The organism is Sphingomonas sp. CCH9-E2 (assembly GCF_001557215.1).
Taxonomy (GTDB): Bacteria; Pseudomonadota; Alphaproteobacteria; order Sphingomonadales; family Sphingomonadaceae; genus Sphingomonas.
This window is the reverse complement of sequence record NZ_LSJM01000148.1, coordinates 1-15,137: the sequence shown is the minus strand read 5'-3', so window position 1 is coordinate 15,137 and position 15,137 is coordinate 1. Positions and strand designations below refer to the sequence as shown.

Annotated in this window: 16 protein-coding genes and 1 pseudogene; 9 read left to right on the top strand and 8 right to left on the bottom strand. The window is 64.4% G+C overall.

From position 1 onward, the window contains the following. The 4 genes from AX681_RS07975 to greA all read left to right on the top strand — a co-directional run. A partial coding sequence (locus tag AX681_RS07975) for a carbamoyl phosphate synthase small subunit (protein ID WP_082749530.1) occupies positions 1–601 on the top strand: 601 nt, incomplete at its 5' end. Next, entirely contained in the window at positions 598–1,035 is a 438-nt protein-coding gene (locus tag AX681_RS07970) for a ribonuclease E inhibitor RraB (protein WP_066682015.1), read from the top strand. The genes AX681_RS07975 and AX681_RS07970, both read left to right, overlap by 4 nt. Continuing rightward, positions 1,035–4,367: a carbamoyl-phosphate synthase large subunit gene (gene carB, locus AX681_RS07965; protein WP_066655774.1), complete on the top strand. Its 3,333-nt coding sequence runs from the start codon at positions 1,035–1,037 to the stop codon at positions 4,365–4,367. The genes AX681_RS07970 and carB overlap by 1 nt, the downstream gene beginning before the upstream one ends. A gap of 83 nt (positions 4,368–4,450) precedes the next feature. Further along, a complete protein-coding gene (gene greA / locus AX681_RS07960) occupies positions 4,451–4,927 on the top strand; it encodes a transcription elongation factor GreA (protein ID WP_066655776.1) in 477 nt (158 codons plus the stop codon). A 119-nt stretch (positions 4,928–5,046) separates the two neighbouring features. Here greA and AX681_RS07955 read toward each other — a convergent pair whose 3' ends face one another. The 5 genes from AX681_RS07955 to AX681_RS07935 form a co-directional block, all read right to left on the bottom strand. Next, positions 5,047–5,265 (bottom strand): DUF4170 domain-containing protein, encoded by a 219-nt coding sequence (locus AX681_RS07955; protein ID WP_066682012.1) that lies wholly within the window; start codon positions 5,263–5,265, stop codon positions 5,047–5,049. A 98-nt stretch (positions 5,266–5,363) separates the two neighbouring features. Continuing rightward, positions 5,364–5,693 carry a hypothetical protein gene (locus tag AX681_RS07950; RefSeq protein ID WP_066662311.1) on the bottom strand — a complete coding sequence of 110 codons (330 nt, stop codon included), beginning with the start codon at positions 5,691–5,693 and terminating at the stop codon, positions 5,364–5,366. Beyond that, positions 5,690–6,049 (bottom strand): hypothetical protein, encoded by a 360-nt coding sequence (locus AX681_RS07945; protein WP_066662313.1) that lies wholly within the window; start codon positions 6,047–6,049, stop codon positions 5,690–5,692. The genes AX681_RS07950 and AX681_RS07945 overlap by 4 nt, the downstream gene beginning before the upstream one ends. Further along, the gene (locus AX681_RS07940; protein ID WP_156442841.1) at positions 6,046–6,387 is read right to left on the bottom strand and encodes a phage holin family protein; all 342 of its coding nucleotides are present in this window, start codon (positions 6,385–6,387) and stop codon (positions 6,046–6,048) included. The genes AX681_RS07945 and AX681_RS07940 overlap by 4 nt, the downstream gene beginning before the upstream one ends. A gap of 18 nt (positions 6,388–6,405) precedes the next feature. After that, the gene (locus AX681_RS07935) at positions 6,406–6,924 is read right to left on the bottom strand and encodes a hypothetical protein (protein WP_066662319.1); all 519 of its coding nucleotides are present in this window, start codon (positions 6,922–6,924) and stop codon (positions 6,406–6,408) included. A 142-nt stretch (positions 6,925–7,066) separates the two neighbouring features. Between AX681_RS07935 and eno the strand changes: the two genes are divergently transcribed. From eno to AX681_RS07915, 4 genes are all read left to right on the top strand, one after another. After that, positions 7,067–8,344, top strand: coding sequence for a phosphopyruvate hydratase (gene eno, locus AX681_RS07930; RefSeq protein WP_066662320.1), 1,278 nt, complete (start codon positions 7,067–7,069; stop codon positions 8,342–8,344). A 31-nt stretch (positions 8,345–8,375) separates the two neighbouring features. Then, positions 8,376–8,687: an FtsB family cell division protein gene (locus AX681_RS07925; protein ID WP_066662322.1), complete on the top strand. Its 312-nt coding sequence runs from the start codon at positions 8,376–8,378 to the stop codon at positions 8,685–8,687. Between the two features lie 123 nt (positions 8,688–8,810). Further along, positions 8,811–9,872: a pyruvate dehydrogenase (acetyl-transferring) E1 component subunit alpha gene (pdhA, locus tag AX681_RS07920; protein ID WP_066662324.1), complete on the top strand. Its 1,062-nt coding sequence runs from the start codon at positions 8,811–8,813 to the stop codon at positions 9,870–9,872. 1 nt (position 9,873) lies between these two features. After that, on the top strand, positions 9,874–11,286 hold the full coding sequence (locus AX681_RS07915; RefSeq protein ID WP_066662327.1) for a pyruvate dehydrogenase complex E1 component subunit beta: 1,413 nt from the start codon (positions 9,874–9,876) through the stop codon (positions 11,284–11,286). Positions 11,287–11,330: 44 nt separating this feature from the next. On the opposite strand, the gene AX681_RS07910 is transcribed toward AX681_RS07915, so the two are convergent. The 3 genes from AX681_RS07910 to AX681_RS07900 are packed head-to-tail and all read right to left on the bottom strand — an operon-like array spanning position 11,331 to position 14,643. Then, positions 11,331–11,978: a hypothetical protein gene (locus AX681_RS07910; RefSeq protein ID WP_066682011.1), complete on the bottom strand. Its 648-nt coding sequence runs from the start codon at positions 11,976–11,978 to the stop codon at positions 11,331–11,333. After that, positions 11,975–12,604: a TadE/TadG family type IV pilus assembly protein gene (locus AX681_RS07905; RefSeq protein WP_066661735.1), complete on the bottom strand. Its 630-nt coding sequence runs from the start codon at positions 12,602–12,604 to the stop codon at positions 11,975–11,977. The genes AX681_RS07910 and AX681_RS07905 overlap by 4 nt, the downstream gene beginning before the upstream one ends. Continuing rightward, positions 12,601–14,643: a Tad domain-containing protein gene (locus tag AX681_RS07900; protein ID WP_231733774.1), complete on the bottom strand. Its 2,043-nt coding sequence runs from the start codon at positions 14,641–14,643 to the stop codon at positions 12,601–12,603. Before AX681_RS07900 ends, AX681_RS07905 begins: the two co-directional genes overlap by 4 nt. Positions 14,644–14,752: 109 nt before the next feature. On the opposite strand from AX681_RS07900, the pseudogene AX681_RS07895 reads away from it, so the two are divergent. Next, positions 14,753–15,137: pseudogene (locus AX681_RS07895) on the top strand (squalene/phytoene synthase family protein); the annotation flags it as partial.

The following is a 15,137-nucleotide window of genomic DNA, read 5'->3' as shown; positions in this document are numbered from 1 at the left end:
CGGTCTATCTAGCCCCTCCCCTGAAGGGGAGGGGCTAGATAGACCGCATGTTGTCGCCATCGACTATGGCTCAAAGCACAATATCTTCCGCAATCTGGTGAAGGCCGGGGCGAAGGTGACGGTGCTGCCCGCGACCGCGACGGCGGAGCAGGTGCTGAGCTTCAACCCCGACGGCATCTTCCTGTCGAACGGGCCGGGCGATCCCGCCGCGACGGGCGAATATGCCGTGCCGGTGATCCGCGAGCTGCTGGCGACCAAGAAGCCGCTGTTCGGCATCTGCCTTGGGCATCAGCTGCTGGCGCTGGCGGTGGGCGCGCAGACGACCAAGATGTTCCAGGGGCATCGCGGCGCGAACCATCCGGTCAAGCGGCTGAGCGACGGCGCGGTCGAGATCACGTCGATGAACCACGGCTTCGCGGTCGAAAGCGCGACGTTGCCCGCAGGTGTGGTCGAGACGCATGTGTCGCTGTTCGACGGCAGCAATTGCGGGATCGAAATCGACGGCGGGCGGGCGTTTTCGGTTCAGTATCATCCAGAGGCGTCGCCGGGGCCGCAGGATAGTTTCTATCTGTTCGAGCGGTTTGTGGGGATGTTGGCTTGAACAGGACCTTTGTCGCGGTGCTGGCTGCGGCAACTCTTGTGCTTTCAGGCTGCGGAAACGCGGTGCCGGTGGAGAATTCGCAGATGGCGGGACAACCGTATGAAGAGTGCATACGAAGGATCGTTCAGCCTAGCTTCGCGATTATGGATCGGATGAAGGCTGACGGTCTCGATATCGAAAAGTCGCGACCGATTACTCATCTCCTCGTAGGTTCGGACGCTGACGTTGAACGAGCGGCGAAGTTTGCTCGGGAAAAGCAATTCAATGTTCTAGAGGTCGGAAACGGTCGTCTCCTGATCGGCGAAGATGCGCCGATCATCGAAGAATGGCTAAAGCACACGCTTCCGCTGTTCTGTTCGTTCGCTAGCGAGTTCGGCCTGACCTACGATGGTTGGGACGTAGATATTTCAAAAGATGGTTTGAAGCGAAAATAATGCCCAAACGCACCGACATCTCCTCCATCCTCGTCATCGGCGCTGGTCCCATTGTGATCGGTCAGGCGTGCGAGTTCGATTATTCGGGCACGCAGGCGATCAAGGCGCTCAAGGAAGAGGGCTATCGCATCGTCCTGGTCAATTCGAACCCGGCGACGATCATGACCGATCCCGAGCTGGCCGACGCGACCTATGTCGAGCCGATTACGCCTGCGGTGGTCGCCAAGATCATCGAGAAGGAGCGGCCCGATGCGGTGCTGCCGACGATGGGCGGACAGACGGCGCTGAATACCGCGCTGGCGCTGGCGCAGGATGGCACGCTGGAGAAGTTCGGCGTAACCATGATCGGCGCGAATGCCGAGGCGATCGACAAGGCCGAGGACCGGCTGAAGTTCCGCGACGCGATGGACAAGATCGGGCTCGACAGCGCGCGCTCGGCGATTGCGCACAGCGAGGCCGAGGCGCTGGAGGGGCTGGAGAAGGTCGGGCTGCCGGCGATCATCCGTCCGTCCTTCACGCTGGGCGGCACCGGCGGCGGCATTGCCTATAACAAGGAAGAGTTCATCGAGATCGTCCGCAAGGGGCTGGACGCTTCGCCGACGACCGAGGTGCTGATCGAGGAATCGCTCCTCGGTTGGAAGGAATATGAGATGGAGGTCGTGCGGGACCGCAACGACAACTGCATCATCATCTGTTCGATCGAGAATGTCGACGCGATGGGCACCCATACGGGCGATTCCATCACGGTCGCGCCCGCGCTGACGCTGACCGACAAGGAATATCAGATCATGCGCAACGCCAGCATCGCGGTGCTGCGCGAGATCGGCGTCGAGACCGGCGGGTCGAACGTGCAGTTCGCGGTGAATCCGAAGGACGGGCGCCTGATCGTGATCGAGATGAACCCGCGCGTGTCGCGGTCCTCGGCGCTGGCGTCGAAGGCAACCGGCTTCCCGATCGCCAAGGTCGCGGCGAAGCTGGCGGTGGGGTACACGCTCGACGAGATCACCAACGACATCACCGGGGCGACCCCGGCGTCGTTCGAGCCGACGATCGACTATGTCGTGACCAAGATCCCGCGCTTTGCGTTTGAGAAGTTTAAGGGCGCCGAAGCGACGCTGGGCACGGCGATGAAGTCGGTCGGCGAAGTGATGGCGATCGGCCGCAACATCCATGAATCGATGCAGAAGGCGCTGCGCGGGCTGGAGACCGGCCTGTCGGGCTTCAACAATGTCGAGCATCTGCAGGGCGCGCCGCGCGACGTGATCGAGGCGGCGCTGGCGCAGCGCACGCCCGACCGGCTGCTGATCGCGGCGCAGGCGCTGCGTGAAGGCTTCACGGTGGCCGAGGTGCATGCGCTCGCGGCCTATGATCCATGGTTCCTGGAGCGGATCGCCGAGATCGTCGCGGCGGAAGAGGGCGTGTGCCGCAATGGCCTGCCGCAGGATGCGGCGGGGATGCGGCGGCTCAAGGCGATGGGGTTCAGCGACAAGCGGCTGGCGTGGCTGGCGCTGCGCTCGGCCAATCTGCGCGCGGGCACCGACGCGATGGCGAAGTCGTCGGGCCTGATCGGCGAGGTCGTCAAGGCGATGACTGGCGGGGTGACCGAGGCCGATGTGCGCAAGCTGCGCCACAAGCTGGGTGTCCGTCCGGTGTTCAAGCGGATCGACACCTGCGCGGCCGAGTTCGATGCCAAGACGCCGTACATGTACTCGACCTATGAGGCGCCGTCCTTCGGCGCGCCCGAGTGCGAGAGCATGCCGACGTCCGCCAAGAAGGTCGTCATTCTGGGCGGCGGGCCGAACCGGATCGGGCAGGGGATCGAGTTCGACTATTGCTGCTGCCACGCCTGCTTCGCGCTGGCGGATGCGGGCTATGAGACGATCATGGTCAACTGCAATCCGGAGACGGTGAGCACCGATTATGACACGTCGGACCGGCTGTATTTCGAGCCGCTGACGGCGGAGGATGTGCTGGAAATCCTGCACGTCGAAATGTCGAACGGCACGCTGGCGGGGGTGATCGTCCAGTTCGGCGGGCAGACGCCGCTCAACCTGGCGCGCGCGCTGGAACAGGCGGGGATCCCGATCCTGGGCACCAGCCCCGATGCGATCGACCTGGCCGAGGATCGCGAGCTGTTCGCGGACTTGGTGTCGAAGCTGAACCTCAAACAGCCGAAGAACGGCATTGCGCGCAGCCGCGAAGAGGCGATCGCGGTGGCCGAGCGCATCGGCTATCCGGTCCTGACGCGCCCCTCGTTCGTCCTGGGTGGTCGGGCGATGGAGATCGTCGATACGCCCGAGCAGCTCGATCACTATATCCAGACCGCAGTGCAGGTGTCGGGCGATGCCCCGGTGCTGATCGACCAGTATCTGCGCGACGCGATCGAGGTCGATGTCGATGCGATTTGCGATGGCGACGATGTGGTCGTCGCAGGCGTGCTGCAGCATATCGAGGAGGCGGGGGTCCATTCGGGCGACAGCGCGTGCTCGCTGCCGCCCTATAGCCTGCCCGACGCGATCATCGCCGAGATCGAGCGACAGGCGGATGCGCTGGCGCGCGCGCTGAAGGTCAAGGGCCTGATGAACATCCAGTTCGCGGTCAAGGACGGCGAGGTTTACTTGATCGAGGTGAACCCGCGCGCGTCGCGTACCGTGCCGTTCGTCGCCAAGGCCATCGGCATTCCGATCGCCAAGATCGCAAGCCGCGTGATGGCGGGCGAGAAGCTGCGCGACCTGCCCAAGATCGATCGGAACATCGATTATATCGCGGTCAAGGAAGCGGTGTTCCCGTTCAACCGCTTCCCCGGTGTCGATCCGGTGCTGTCACCGGAAATGAAGTCGACCGGCGAAGTGATGGGGATCGATCGCGATTTCCCCACCGCCTTTGCCAAGGCGCAGCTGGGCGCGGGCACGGTACTGCCGACGGGCGGCAATGTCTTTGTCAGCGTCAAGGACAGCGACAAGCCGGTGGTGCTGCCGGGCGTGAAGCTGCTGGTCGAACAGGGCTTTACCATCGTCGCGACGGGCGGGACCGCTGATTACCTGGCGGCGCAGGGCGTGCCGGTCGAGCGGGTCAACAAGGTGGCGCAGGGGCGTCCGCATATCGTGGACCGCATCCGCGATGGCGATATCGCATTGATCTTCAACACCACCGAGGGGTGGCAGTCGTTGAAGGACAGCGAGTCGATCCGCGCTTCGGCGCTGTCGCTGAAGATCCCGTACTTCACCACGGCACCCGCCAGCGTCGCCGCGGCGCAGGCCATTACGGCGCTGAGCGGCCAGTCCCTTGAAGTCCGTCCGTTGCAGGCTTACTATTCGCAATCGCACAATTGATCCCCCACAACGAAGGTTAGGGTGCGAGCGGGCCGCTTAAGGTACGCCGGGGACACGGGGCTTTTGACGAAGGACGGGTTTGAATGGCGACGGTCGAGAAGATGCCGATGCTGGCGGAAGGCTATGAGAAGCTCAATGAGCAGCTCAAGGCGCTGAAAGCCGAGCGTCCGCTGATCGTGGACGCCATCGAGGAAGCGCGTGCGCATGGCGACCTGTCGGAAAACGCCGAATATCATGCGGCGAAGGAACGCCAGGGCCAGGTTGAGGCATCGATCGCCGACATCGAGGACAAGCTGAGCCGAGCGCAGATCATCGATCCGCGTGACCTGTCGGGCGATCGCATCGTGTTCGGCGCGACGGTGACGTTGCTCGACGAGGACGACAAGACGGTGAAGTACCAGATCGTCGGCCAGGCCGAGGCGGACGCCAAGACCGGGCGGATCAGCTACAACTCGCCGCTGGGCCGCGCGCTGATCGGCAAGAGCCTGGGCGACGAGGTCGAAGTGACCGTGCCGGCGGGCGACCGCTGGTACGAGGTCAGCAAGATCGAGTTTATTTGATCCATTTCCCCTCCCGCGTGCGGGAGGGGCTAGGGGAGGGCTTGTCGCTCTCATGCGGGGGTGCCTGATGGACAGGCCCACCCCCGAGCCCTCCCGCAAGCGGGAGGGGAGGTTCTGCTTCAGCCCTCTGCCTCAGGCTCCATCAGCCGGTGGAGGTGGACCACCACATATTTCATCTCGGCATCGTCGACCGTCCGCTGCGCGGCGCCGCGCCATGCCTTTTCGGCGCTGGCATAGTCGGGGAAGATGCCGACCACGTCGAGCTTGGTCGGATCTTGGAAATCGAGCGTCATCGGGTCCTTCACGCGACCGCCGAAGACGAGGTGCAGCTTGCTCATAATTGCTCCCGGGGAATGAGATACACCGGGAGCCTTAGCCGCGTTGTTGCGCTGCACTCAATACCGTGCCGCACCGTAAAAGCGCGGCACGGCTGCGATTACGCGTCGGTCTTGCTCGCCGCGGCTTCCTTGGCGGCGGTCAGGGCGGAGCCGATGATCTTGCCGATCTGATCCTTGGCGGCGTCGCGCTGGGGCAGGATGGCGTCGATCTCCGCCTTGCCGGCTTCGCGCGCGGCGGCAGCGGCGGCGGTGGCACCTTCCGCGAGGCGCTTGCCGACCGGTGCGAGCAGGTCCTTTTCCTGTTGCGGACGCGGGATCAGTGCGCCGATCACGGCACCCAGCGCAACCCCGCCGGCGACGAGCGCGATCGGGTTCTTCGCGAGGCCTTCGACGGTGCTGGGCTTTTGTGTGTTGCGGGGGGTGGTCATGTCGAGGATCCTTTCTTCGGACGGGCCTTCGCCCCTGATCTGGTGTCTGGCTTGCGCTTGTTCAAACTCGCCTTGGCCGCAGCGGTTGCACCGCCGACCAGCAATCGCGCGAGCGGTCGGCGCGCGAGGAAGAGCATCGCGGCACCGGCGACGACCGCGACGGTGCGGGGGTTGGCGCGGACCGTCGCTACTGTGTCGCGCGCAACGCCGATCGCGACATTCTCGACCGCGTCTTGGGCTAGCGCCATCGGGTTGAGCTTGTCCTGCATCCGCCCCAGCGTGCCGAACAGCCGGGCGCGGGCGTTGCGGCTGCGCGCCTCGGCCTCGGTCAGGTCGGTGGGAAGCGTTTCACTCATGGCATGTTCCGGGGGCGGATGGCGCGGCGGTAACGGGCGAGCGCTGCGCGACCGGCCAAGGCTGCGGCACCGAGCGCGGTTACCACGACGATCAATGTCGCGGCAGCCGGGCCGACATGGGGGGACAGGATCAGGACCAGGCCGACGATCAGCGCGATTGCGGCGGAATTGGCGAGCAGGAACACCAGCGCGCCAAAGATCAGCGCTGCGCGCGCGTCGCTGAGCCGAGCGAGCGCCAGCGCCTTCCAATAAGCGATTTCAGCGTCGGCAAAGGCACGCGCATCGGCGACTGCCTGAGCCGCCAATGCGCCGATGCTGTCGTCTTCCCGTTCGTTCACCACGCCCCCCAGGCCATGTTATGCCTTGGTGCTGTCGTCCGGCGCACCCTTGTCGGCAAGGTCGCCTGCCGCATCGAGCCCGGACTTGAGCAGACGCGCGAGGACGAAGCCGACACCGGCCGCGATACCGACGGCCACGGCGGGGCTCTTCTTCACGAACTCGCGCGCGTCATCGAGCAGGTCGTCGACCTGCTTGCCACGCAGCGATTCGGCGAGACCCGAAATCTGGTCGGCGGCGGAGCGGGCATATTGGCCATATTGTTCGCCCAGCTTTTCATCGACCGTACCGGCCGCGTCGCGCATCATCGCCGAAAATTCGTCGAGCGCGCCGGTCGCCTTTTCCTTGCCGGTGTCGGCGAAGGAGCGGGCCTTGTCGCCTGCCTGACCGGCGAGCTTGCTTGCCTCGTCACGGACGAAGGCGCCCGCGCTGCGCTTGCTGCTCTCGTCGGATGCACCTGCGGCGCTCGGGGGTGTCGCCACCAGCGCATCGGTTGCGGGGTCCATGCTCTGGTCCTTGGGGAAAGTCTCGTCAGCCATCGCTCGCTACCCTTCTAATGGTTCGCTCAGACAACCATGGCGCGGCGCGAGGGTTCCGCGCCATCCGTGATTTGCCCAGCGGCGACGAACGGGATAGAGGCCCGCGCGACACCGTCTTGACCCAAGGTAGGGAGACCATTTCGTGACCGCAATCATCGACATCCATGCGCGCCAGATTCTCGACAGCCGCGGCAACCCCACGGTCGAGGTCGATGTGCTGCTCGAAGACGGCAGCTTTGGCCGTGCTGCGGTGCCGTCGGGCGCATCCACCGGCGCCCACGAAGCGGTCGAGAAGCGCGATGGCGACAAGTCGGTCTATCTCGGCAAGGGCGTGCTCGAGGCGGTCGAGGGCGTGAATGGCGAGATTGCCGAGGAGATCACGGGCCTGGATGCCGAGGATCAGGCCGAGATCGACTATGCGATGATCGAGCTGGACGGCACCGAGAACAAGGGCCGGCTGGGCGCGAACGCGATCCTGGGCGTGAGCCTGGCGGTGGCCAAGGCGGCGGCGGATGCCCGCGGCCTGCCGCTGTACCGCTATGTTGGGGGCGTTTCGGCGCATGTCCTCCCGGTGCCGATGATGAACATCATCAATGGTGGCGAGCATGCCGACAATGCGATCGACTTCCAGGAGTTCATGATCGTGCCGGTCGGCGCGGACTCGCTGGCCGAAGCGGTGCGCTGCGGCGCGGAGATTTTCCACACGCTCAAGAAGGGCCTGCACGACAAGGGCCTGTCGACCGCGGTGGGCGACGAGGGCGGCTTCGCGCCGAACATCGCATCGACGCGCGAGGCGCTCGACTTCATCATGGCGAGCATCGAGAAGGCCGGGTACAAGCCGGGCGACGATGTCATGCTGGCGCTCGATTGCGCCGCGACCGAATATTATCGCGACGGCGCGTACAAGATGGTGGGTGAGGGCAAGACCCTTACCTCGGCGCAGAATGCCGATTTCCTCGCCGATCTGTGCGCGGGCTACCCGATCTTCTCGATCGAGGACGGCATGGCCGAGGATGATTGGGATGGGTGGAAGCTGCTGACCGAAAAGCTGGGCGGCAAGGTCCAACTCGTCGGCGACGACCTGTTCGTGACCAACCCGAAGCGGCTCAAGCGCGGCATCGATGGCGGCTATGCCAATTCGCTGTTGGTCAAGGTCAATCAGATCGGCACGCTGACCGAAACGCTGGAGGCGGTGAGCCTGGCGCAGCGTTCGTCCTACACCGCCGTGATGTCGCACCGCTCGGGCGAGACCGAGGACGCGACGATTGCCGACCTCGCGGTCGCGACCAATTGCGGGCAGATCAAGACGGGTTCGCTCGCGCGTTCGGACCGGCTTGCCAAGTACAACCAGTTGATCCGGATCGAGGAAGAGCTCGGCGACGCGTCGGTTTATGCCGGTCGCGGCATATTACGGGGTTGATCGCCGAATCGGTTTAGGCGAGATTAACCAGATGAGCCGGTCCACTCCGTTCAATACGATCCTGCGTCGCGCCGGCTTGCCCGCCGTGGCGATCATCCTGATGGGCTTTTTCGCTTACTCGGCGGTACTGGGTCCGAACGGAGTGCTGGTTTACGGCGACTACAAGCGCCAGCTGGAGGTCAAGCAGGCCGAACTCGCCAAGCTCGAGGCACAGCGCGCCCAGCTGCGCAACCGGGTGGCGCTGCTGGACCCCAAGGGGGCCGACCCTGACATTGTGGATGAGCAGACCCGCAAGAAGCTCAACGTCGTCCATCCCGACGAGGTGATCGTCACTCTCGACTAAAAGCTGCTGTCGCGCATCGACGCGCTCGCCGCCGTAGCGTTAGACACGTTTGTTACTAGCCGCGCGGGCCATTGCGCCCGGGGCGATAACCGGCCTATAGGGCCGCTTCCATCTTTCCCCAGGATGAGGATCATCGTGGCAAAATCCCCGGCCAAAGGCCGCACCATCGAACCAGCTCCAACCAACCGTGAGCGTCCAAACGAACCAAAACGGTACGAAGCCTCGAAGGAGGAGCTGCTCGAATTCTATCGCCAGATGCTGCTCATCCGCCGTTTCGAGGAGAAGGCGGGCCAGCTTTACGGTCTCGGCTTCATCGGCGGCTTCTGTCACCTGTATATCGGGCAGGAAGCGGTCGCGGTCGGCCTGCAGTCGGCACTGGACGGCGAGAAGGATTCGGTGATTACCGGCTATCGCGACCATGGCCACATGCTCGCATACGGCATCGATCCCAAGGAGATCATGGCGGAGCTGACCGGTCGCGCCGCGGGCATCAGCCGCGGCAAGGGCGGGTCGATGCACATGTTCTCGACCGAGAAGAAGTTCTACGGCGGTCACGGCATCGTCGGCGCGCAGGTCTCGCTCGGCGCGGGCTTGGCCTTTGCCCACAAGTATCGCGGGGATGGCGGCGTTGCCATGGCCTATTTCGGCGATGGCGCGGCAAACCAGGGCCAGGTCTATGAGACCTTCAACATGGCCGAGCTGTGGAAGCTCCCGATCATCTTCGTGATCGAGAACAACCAGTATGCCATGGGCACGAGCGTCAACCGCGCATCGTCCGAGGATCAGCTGTACAAGCGCGGCGAGAGCTTCCGCATTCCGGGCATCCAGGTCGACGGAATGGACGTGCTGGCGTGCCGTGGCGCGGCCGAGGAAGCGCTGGCGTGGGTGCGCGCAGGCAAGGGGCCGATCATCCTGGAGATGAAGACCTATCGCTATCGCGGCCATTCGATGTCCGACCCGGCCAAGTACCGCTCGCGCGACGAGGTTCAGTCGGTGCGTGAGAAGAGCGACCCCATCGAGGGCGTGAAGAAGGAACTGGAGGCCGTCGGCGTCAAGGAAGACGAGCTGAAGGCGATCGAGGCGGAGATCCGCAAGGCGGTGAACGAGTCGGCCGACTTTGCCGAGCAGGCACCCGAGCCGGATCCGGCCGAGCTGTATACCGACGTTCTGGTGGAGACGTACTGAAATGGCGATCGAGCTGAAGATGCCCGCGCTCTCGCCCACGATGGAAGAGGGAACCCTCGCCAAGTGGCTGGTGAAGGAAGGCGATACGATCAAGTCGGGCGACATCATCGCCGAGATCGAAACCGACAAGGCGACGATGGAATTCGAAGCGGTCGATGAAGGCACGCTGGCGCAGATCCTGGTTGCCGAAGGCACCGACGGGGTGAAGGTCGGCACCGTAATCGCGACGATCGCGGCCGAGGGCGAGGATGCGTCCACGCCGGCTCCCGCTCCCGTAGCCGAAAAAGCCGAAGCGCCGGCGCAGGCGCAGAAGGCCGCCGAGTCCGACGCAGGTGAGGACGGCGGACCCAAAAAGGCCGACAGCGGCACCAAGCAGCTGGCGAGCGACAAGGCCGCGACCGTGGCCGACCCGGAGGTTCCGGCGGGCACCGAGATGGTCAAGACGACTGTCCGCGAAGCGCTGCGCGATGCAATGGCCGAGGAAATGCGGTCGGACGATCGCGTGTTCGTGATGGGTGAGGAAGTCGCTGAATATCAGGGCGCCTATAAGGTGACCCAAGGTCTGCTCGACGAATTCGGTCCGCGGCGCGTGATCGACACGCCGATCACCGAATATGGCTTTGCCGGCATCGGTTCGGGCGCGGCGATGGGCGGTCTCAAGCCGATCGTCGAGTTCATGACGTTCAACTTCGCGATGCAGGCGATCGACCACATCATCAATTCGGCCGCGAAGACCAATTACATGTCGGGCGGCCAGATGCGCTGCCCGATCGTGTTCCGCGGCCCCAATGGCGCGGCAAGCCGTGTCGGCGCGCAGCACTCGCAGAACTACGGGCCGTGGTATGCCAGCGTTCCCGGCCTGATCGTGATCGCGCCGTACGATGCGGCGGATGCCAAGGGCCTGCTCAAGGCGGCGATCCGGTCGGAAGACCCGGTCGTTTTCCTTGAAAATGAGCTGATGTATGGGCGCAGCTTCGACGTGCCCAAGCTCGACGACTGGGTGCTGCCGATCGGCAAGGCCCGCATCGTGCGCGAGGGCAAGGACGTGACGTTGGTCAGCTATTCGATCGGCGTGGGCGTTGCGCTCGAAGCCGCCGAGAAGCTGGCCGCAGAAGGCATCGATGCCGAGGTGATCGACCTGCGCACGCTGCGCCCGCTCGACACCGATACGGTGCTCCAGAGCCTGAAGAAGACCAACCGCATGGTGGTGGTCGAGGAAGGCTGGCCGGTCTGTTCGATCGCGTCGGAAATCGTGGCGGTGTGCATGGAGCAGGGCTTCGACGACCTCGACGCCCCGGTGATCCGCGTGACCAACGAAGACGTGCCGCTACCCTATGCCGCGAACCTCGAGAAGCTCGCTCTGATCACCGCCGACAAGGTGATCGCGGGGGTGAAGAAGGTCACCTATCGCTGACTTGTGCCAAGCCCTTCCTCTGACGGGGAGGGGCTTTCGCGCGATCAGCAGGTCGAGGCGGTGACGCCCGCCACCTGATAGACGCCGTTGGTGCCACCCGCCGTGTCGCGGCGGTCGCGCACCATCATCGATGCTTCCTCGCGGAAATTGGTGTTGGGGGCGAACGACGCTTTCAGCAGCGGCTGATATTCGTAATAGACCTCGACATACATGGTCACGCCATCGGTTGGTGCCGTGGCCAATCGGCCCGTCTTTCCCATGCCATTGAGATTGGCCGTGCCCGCCACCCCGTACGCCGACACCTGCGCGGTCTTCGCACCGCGGCAGCGCTGCCAGCGGATGCGGTTCTTGCCGGCGTTTGCGGGGTCAGGTTCGAGGCTGGAGATGATCACCCGGCCGTTCGTGAACAGCGCCAGTTCCCCCGACTGCAGCCCCGCACCGGTCAGCAGGTCGTTGATATCGGATTCGTTGATCGTCTTGGCCTGGAGCTGGCTTCCGGAACCGATCCGCGCGGCATTGTCGGCCAGATGCAGCGCGATCTGGCTGATCCGCATCCGCGCGGTGATATAGTTGGTCAGCTCCGCCCCGGTCAGGCTGAGCAGCAACAGGATCGGCAGCGAAAACGCGAATTCGAGCAGCGCAACGCCGCTCGCATCGGAACGCAGTCGGCGCAAGGAGCGGCGGCGGGTCATGTGCAGTTCCGTACCTGCATCGCGCCATAGCTGCCCTGGTCGCCGTAAGGCTGGTTGCGCAGCACGGTCGACGCGGTGATCGTGGTCGTGCGCGAACCCCCGACGAGATTGTAAAGCGGGAAGATGCGCGGATAGCTGGCGGTGACGGTGTACAACGTTGCATCCTTGGCACCGCCCTGTCCGGCATTGCCGCCGTCGCGGTCCCATGTGTTGTTGCGGTTGGCGTCCTCATAGGGCTCGCCCGCATCGCACCGGCCGTTGCTGTTGGTATCGGTCCAGGTTTCGGCGCGCGCGGCCGCGGCATCGCTGAAGGTGCGATAGAAGCGGCGGGTGATGGTGATCGTGGCGTTGTTGGCGAGTGCCTTGGCCTGCGCCTTTACCTTTTCATCCAGTGCGGCCTGCGTCGTCGCGTCGGTTCCGCTTTCGAGTGTCGAGTCGCGCGCGGTCTTCTGCACCACGCCCTGCAGCGCGGCGCGGGTGTAGAGGGTGTGCGCGACGTCGAACGCGCCGAGCAGCACGAGGCCAAGGACGGGTGCCACCATCGCAAACTCAACGATGGTGGCACCCGACTCGTCGCGCCGTAGCGCGCCGGGGGTGAAGCGACGGAGGGAGAATCGCCGCCTCACCGGGTAAGCCTCAACTGGGAAATCTGATCCGCGATCGACTTGAAGGTGTTCTGCAGATCAGCCGAGTTGCGCGCCGCGAAATAGCGGCCGGGCGTGGCGCAGCTCTGCATCATCCCCTCGATCGTCGTGCTAGACGCACCGAACCAGATTACCCACAGGGTGATGTTCTTGTTCTTGATTGCGGTGCAGATCGCTTGAGTGCGTGCGTTGACCTGTTGCGTCAGCGTCCCCGTGGTGAGACAGCCGCTGGTCGGTGCCTGGTTTGGATCGGTCGTGCGGCGGTCAAGCCACGGAAAGCCATAGGGTCCGTAGTTGAGCTCGCTGGTGCACGCTTCACCGTCGGTCATGAAGATGATGTGGCGCTCAATCTCGCCGCCCTGCGGCGTGAACTGATTCTCGCTGCGGAAGATGCCGGTAGGGGAGGCAAAGCGTGCGCCCCACAACAGGCCGATATCATGATAGGTGTTGCCGCCGGTGCTCAGGCCATTGACGTAGCTTTCGAACGCCGACGCAGTCGGCCAAGTCTGCAACTTGCGCGCCTCTTCGGGGCATTCATACGGAACGCTATTGTAATAGTCGGTGGTCGTCAGCGCCTCGTTGCGATCCAGCTGATTCCAGTCGGTGGTTACGTCGCGCGCAAAGATCGCACCGGGCAGCGCCGGCCCCCATTGTGTGGTGGGATCGCCGGTGCTGGGGACCAGATCGATGTCGAGATCCTTCGCGCCCGAAGGGATCGGGCTGTAACTTGTCTGCCAAACGGTGGGACGTTCTTCGATGCAGCCATCCCAGCTGACTGAGCGCATCGCCCCGTTGGTGCCGATGTTCAGCGAAACCGAGTTGTTCCAGCTGGTGCCATTCTTCAGGCCCGAGATATCTTTGCTGATCAACGCATAGCGCCAGCGGGCAAAGGTCTGCGTCGTCGTCTCGGTGCCGGTATCGGTGCGGGTCCAGTAGCGCGTGACTGTGACGTCACGGCTGCGCCGCTGGATGCGACAACGGTCGTCGCTGCTGCGATAGCTGGCCCGGTATTCGTAGCGCCAGCCATCCTGCACGGTTTCCCATGTTACAGTGCGCGGGTTCCCGCCGCTCTCCTGGTAGTTCTGGGTCGTGGGTGAGCCGGTATAGTTGATCTCTCCCTCTGCGGGGATCTGGCTGTCACACCAGCTGCTGGTGACATCGTAAGTCGTGCTGATGGTGCTCCAGCCGCTCGTGCTGCCCTGTTGAACATCAGGGCTGCCGGTCTCCGTCGCGCTGCCCTGCGTCCAGGTCGTCGAGGTCGAAGTGTTGAATTGCGGCTCGCGCGTCTGGTACGACCAGTTGTTGGCGATCCAGTCGGTCGGCAAGAGCTTTCCGACGTTCACGTTGGTCGCATAGGGCACGAAGCCGAAGCGGACCTGCACCGAGGCCCCGGTACCGCCCGAGGGGGCGCCAGTGGCGCAGTTTTCGGCGGTGTCGAGGCGCGCGACGATTTCGTAGAAGCACTTTACCGCCGACTTGAGCGCCTCCATCTTGGTCTGGCTGTCGGTCGATACCGCCTTGCTGCCCATCGAGCCGGTGGTGTCGAGCACGAACATCACATCGGTATTCGGCAGGCGCATTTCGGCGTCGCAGGTGACGCTGATGGTTTCGGTCGTCTTGCCGAGCACGCGCATCAGCGTCATCGGCAGCGTCGCGCTGGCGGTGCCGGTGACCTTGCCCGCGTTTTCGCTGAAGCTGCGCGTGACTGTCGACGCGCCATAGGGGCTGGCTTGAATATTCGCGTCGAAGAAGCGTTCCGCTGCGGCATTTGCCGCATTGTTGTTGAACGTCCAGGTGCCGCCGCCCATCTGCTTGCGCCCGGCGAGCGCGCCGGCGTCGCAGGCATGTTGCAGGCGCGTCTTGACGATGTACATGCGGCTCAAATCGACGCCGCCGCCGACCATGCCCGCGAGCGGAATCAGCGAGGCGGCGATGATCGCAAGCGTGTTGCCGCGCTTGTCACGCGCCAGTGCAGCCATGGTGCTGCGGGCGCTGTTCATGACGGTTGAGCGCAACGGCATGCTATGGGATCCCCGGTTCCTGCATCCGCTATGCGCGAAACTGGGCTAACGGGGATTGAAGGCGCATGGTTAACGTGGTGAACACCATTATGTCGCGCGGAGCAGGCCGGTGATTGATGTCGAACGCCGACTGGTGCTGACCTATATGCCGACCCCGGCCGCCGCGGCGGCGCTGGCGGCGTTGTTTGCGCTCGACGACAAGCTGGCGGAAACGTTGCGCACGACCAGCGAGCCGATGCTGGGCCAGATCCGCATGCAATGGTGGCAGGATGCGCTGGCGAAGCTCGACAGCGCGCCACCGCCGCCCGAGCCGGTGCTGCAGGGAATTGTCCGCGACGTGCTGCGCGATGGGGTGACCGGGGCCGAGGTCGGGCAGGTCGTCGAGGGCTGGCGAGTGTTACTCGAGCCGGAGCTCGACGAGGCGGCGCTGCGGACCCATGGCGAGCGGGGGCGGGCGCTGTTTGCGCTGGCGGGACGCGTGGCGGGGGCTGCCG

Coding starts and splice junctions, on each gene's coding strand:
- carB (WP_066655774.1), top strand. CDS start 1,035: ATGCCCAAACGCACCGACATCTCCTCCATCCTCGTCATCGGCGCTGGT.
- greA (WP_066655776.1), top strand. CDS start 4,451: ATGGCGACGGTCGAGAAGATGCCGATGCTGGCGGAAGGCTATGAGAAG.
- AX681_RS07955 (WP_066682012.1), bottom strand. CDS start 5,265: ATGAGCAAGCTGCACCTCGTCTTCGGCGGTCGCGTGAAGGACCCGATG.
- AX681_RS07950 (WP_066662311.1), bottom strand. CDS start 5,693: ATGACCACCCCCCGCAACACACAAAAGCCCAGCACCGTCGAAGGCCTC.
- AX681_RS07945 (WP_066662313.1), bottom strand. CDS start 6,049: ATGAGTGAAACGCTTCCCACCGACCTGACCGAGGCCGAGGCGCGCAGC.
- AX681_RS07935 (WP_066662319.1), bottom strand. CDS start 6,924: ATGGCTGACGAGACTTTCCCCAAGGACCAGAGCATGGACCCCGCAACC.
- AX681_RS07925 (WP_066662322.1), top strand. CDS start 8,376: ATGAGCCGGTCCACTCCGTTCAATACGATCCTGCGTCGCGCCGGCTTG.
- pdhA (WP_066662324.1), top strand. CDS start 8,811: ATGAGGATCATCGTGGCAAAATCCCCGGCCAAAGGCCGCACCATCGAA.
- AX681_RS07915 (WP_066662327.1), top strand. CDS start 9,874: ATGGCGATCGAGCTGAAGATGCCCGCGCTCTCGCCCACGATGGAAGAG.
- AX681_RS07910 (WP_066682011.1), bottom strand. CDS start 11,978: ATGACCCGCCGCCGCTCCTTGCGCCGACTGCGTTCCGATGCGAGCGGC.
- AX681_RS07900 (WP_231733774.1), bottom strand. CDS start 14,643: ATGCCGTTGCGCTCAACCGTCATGAACAGCGCCCGCAGCACCATGGCT.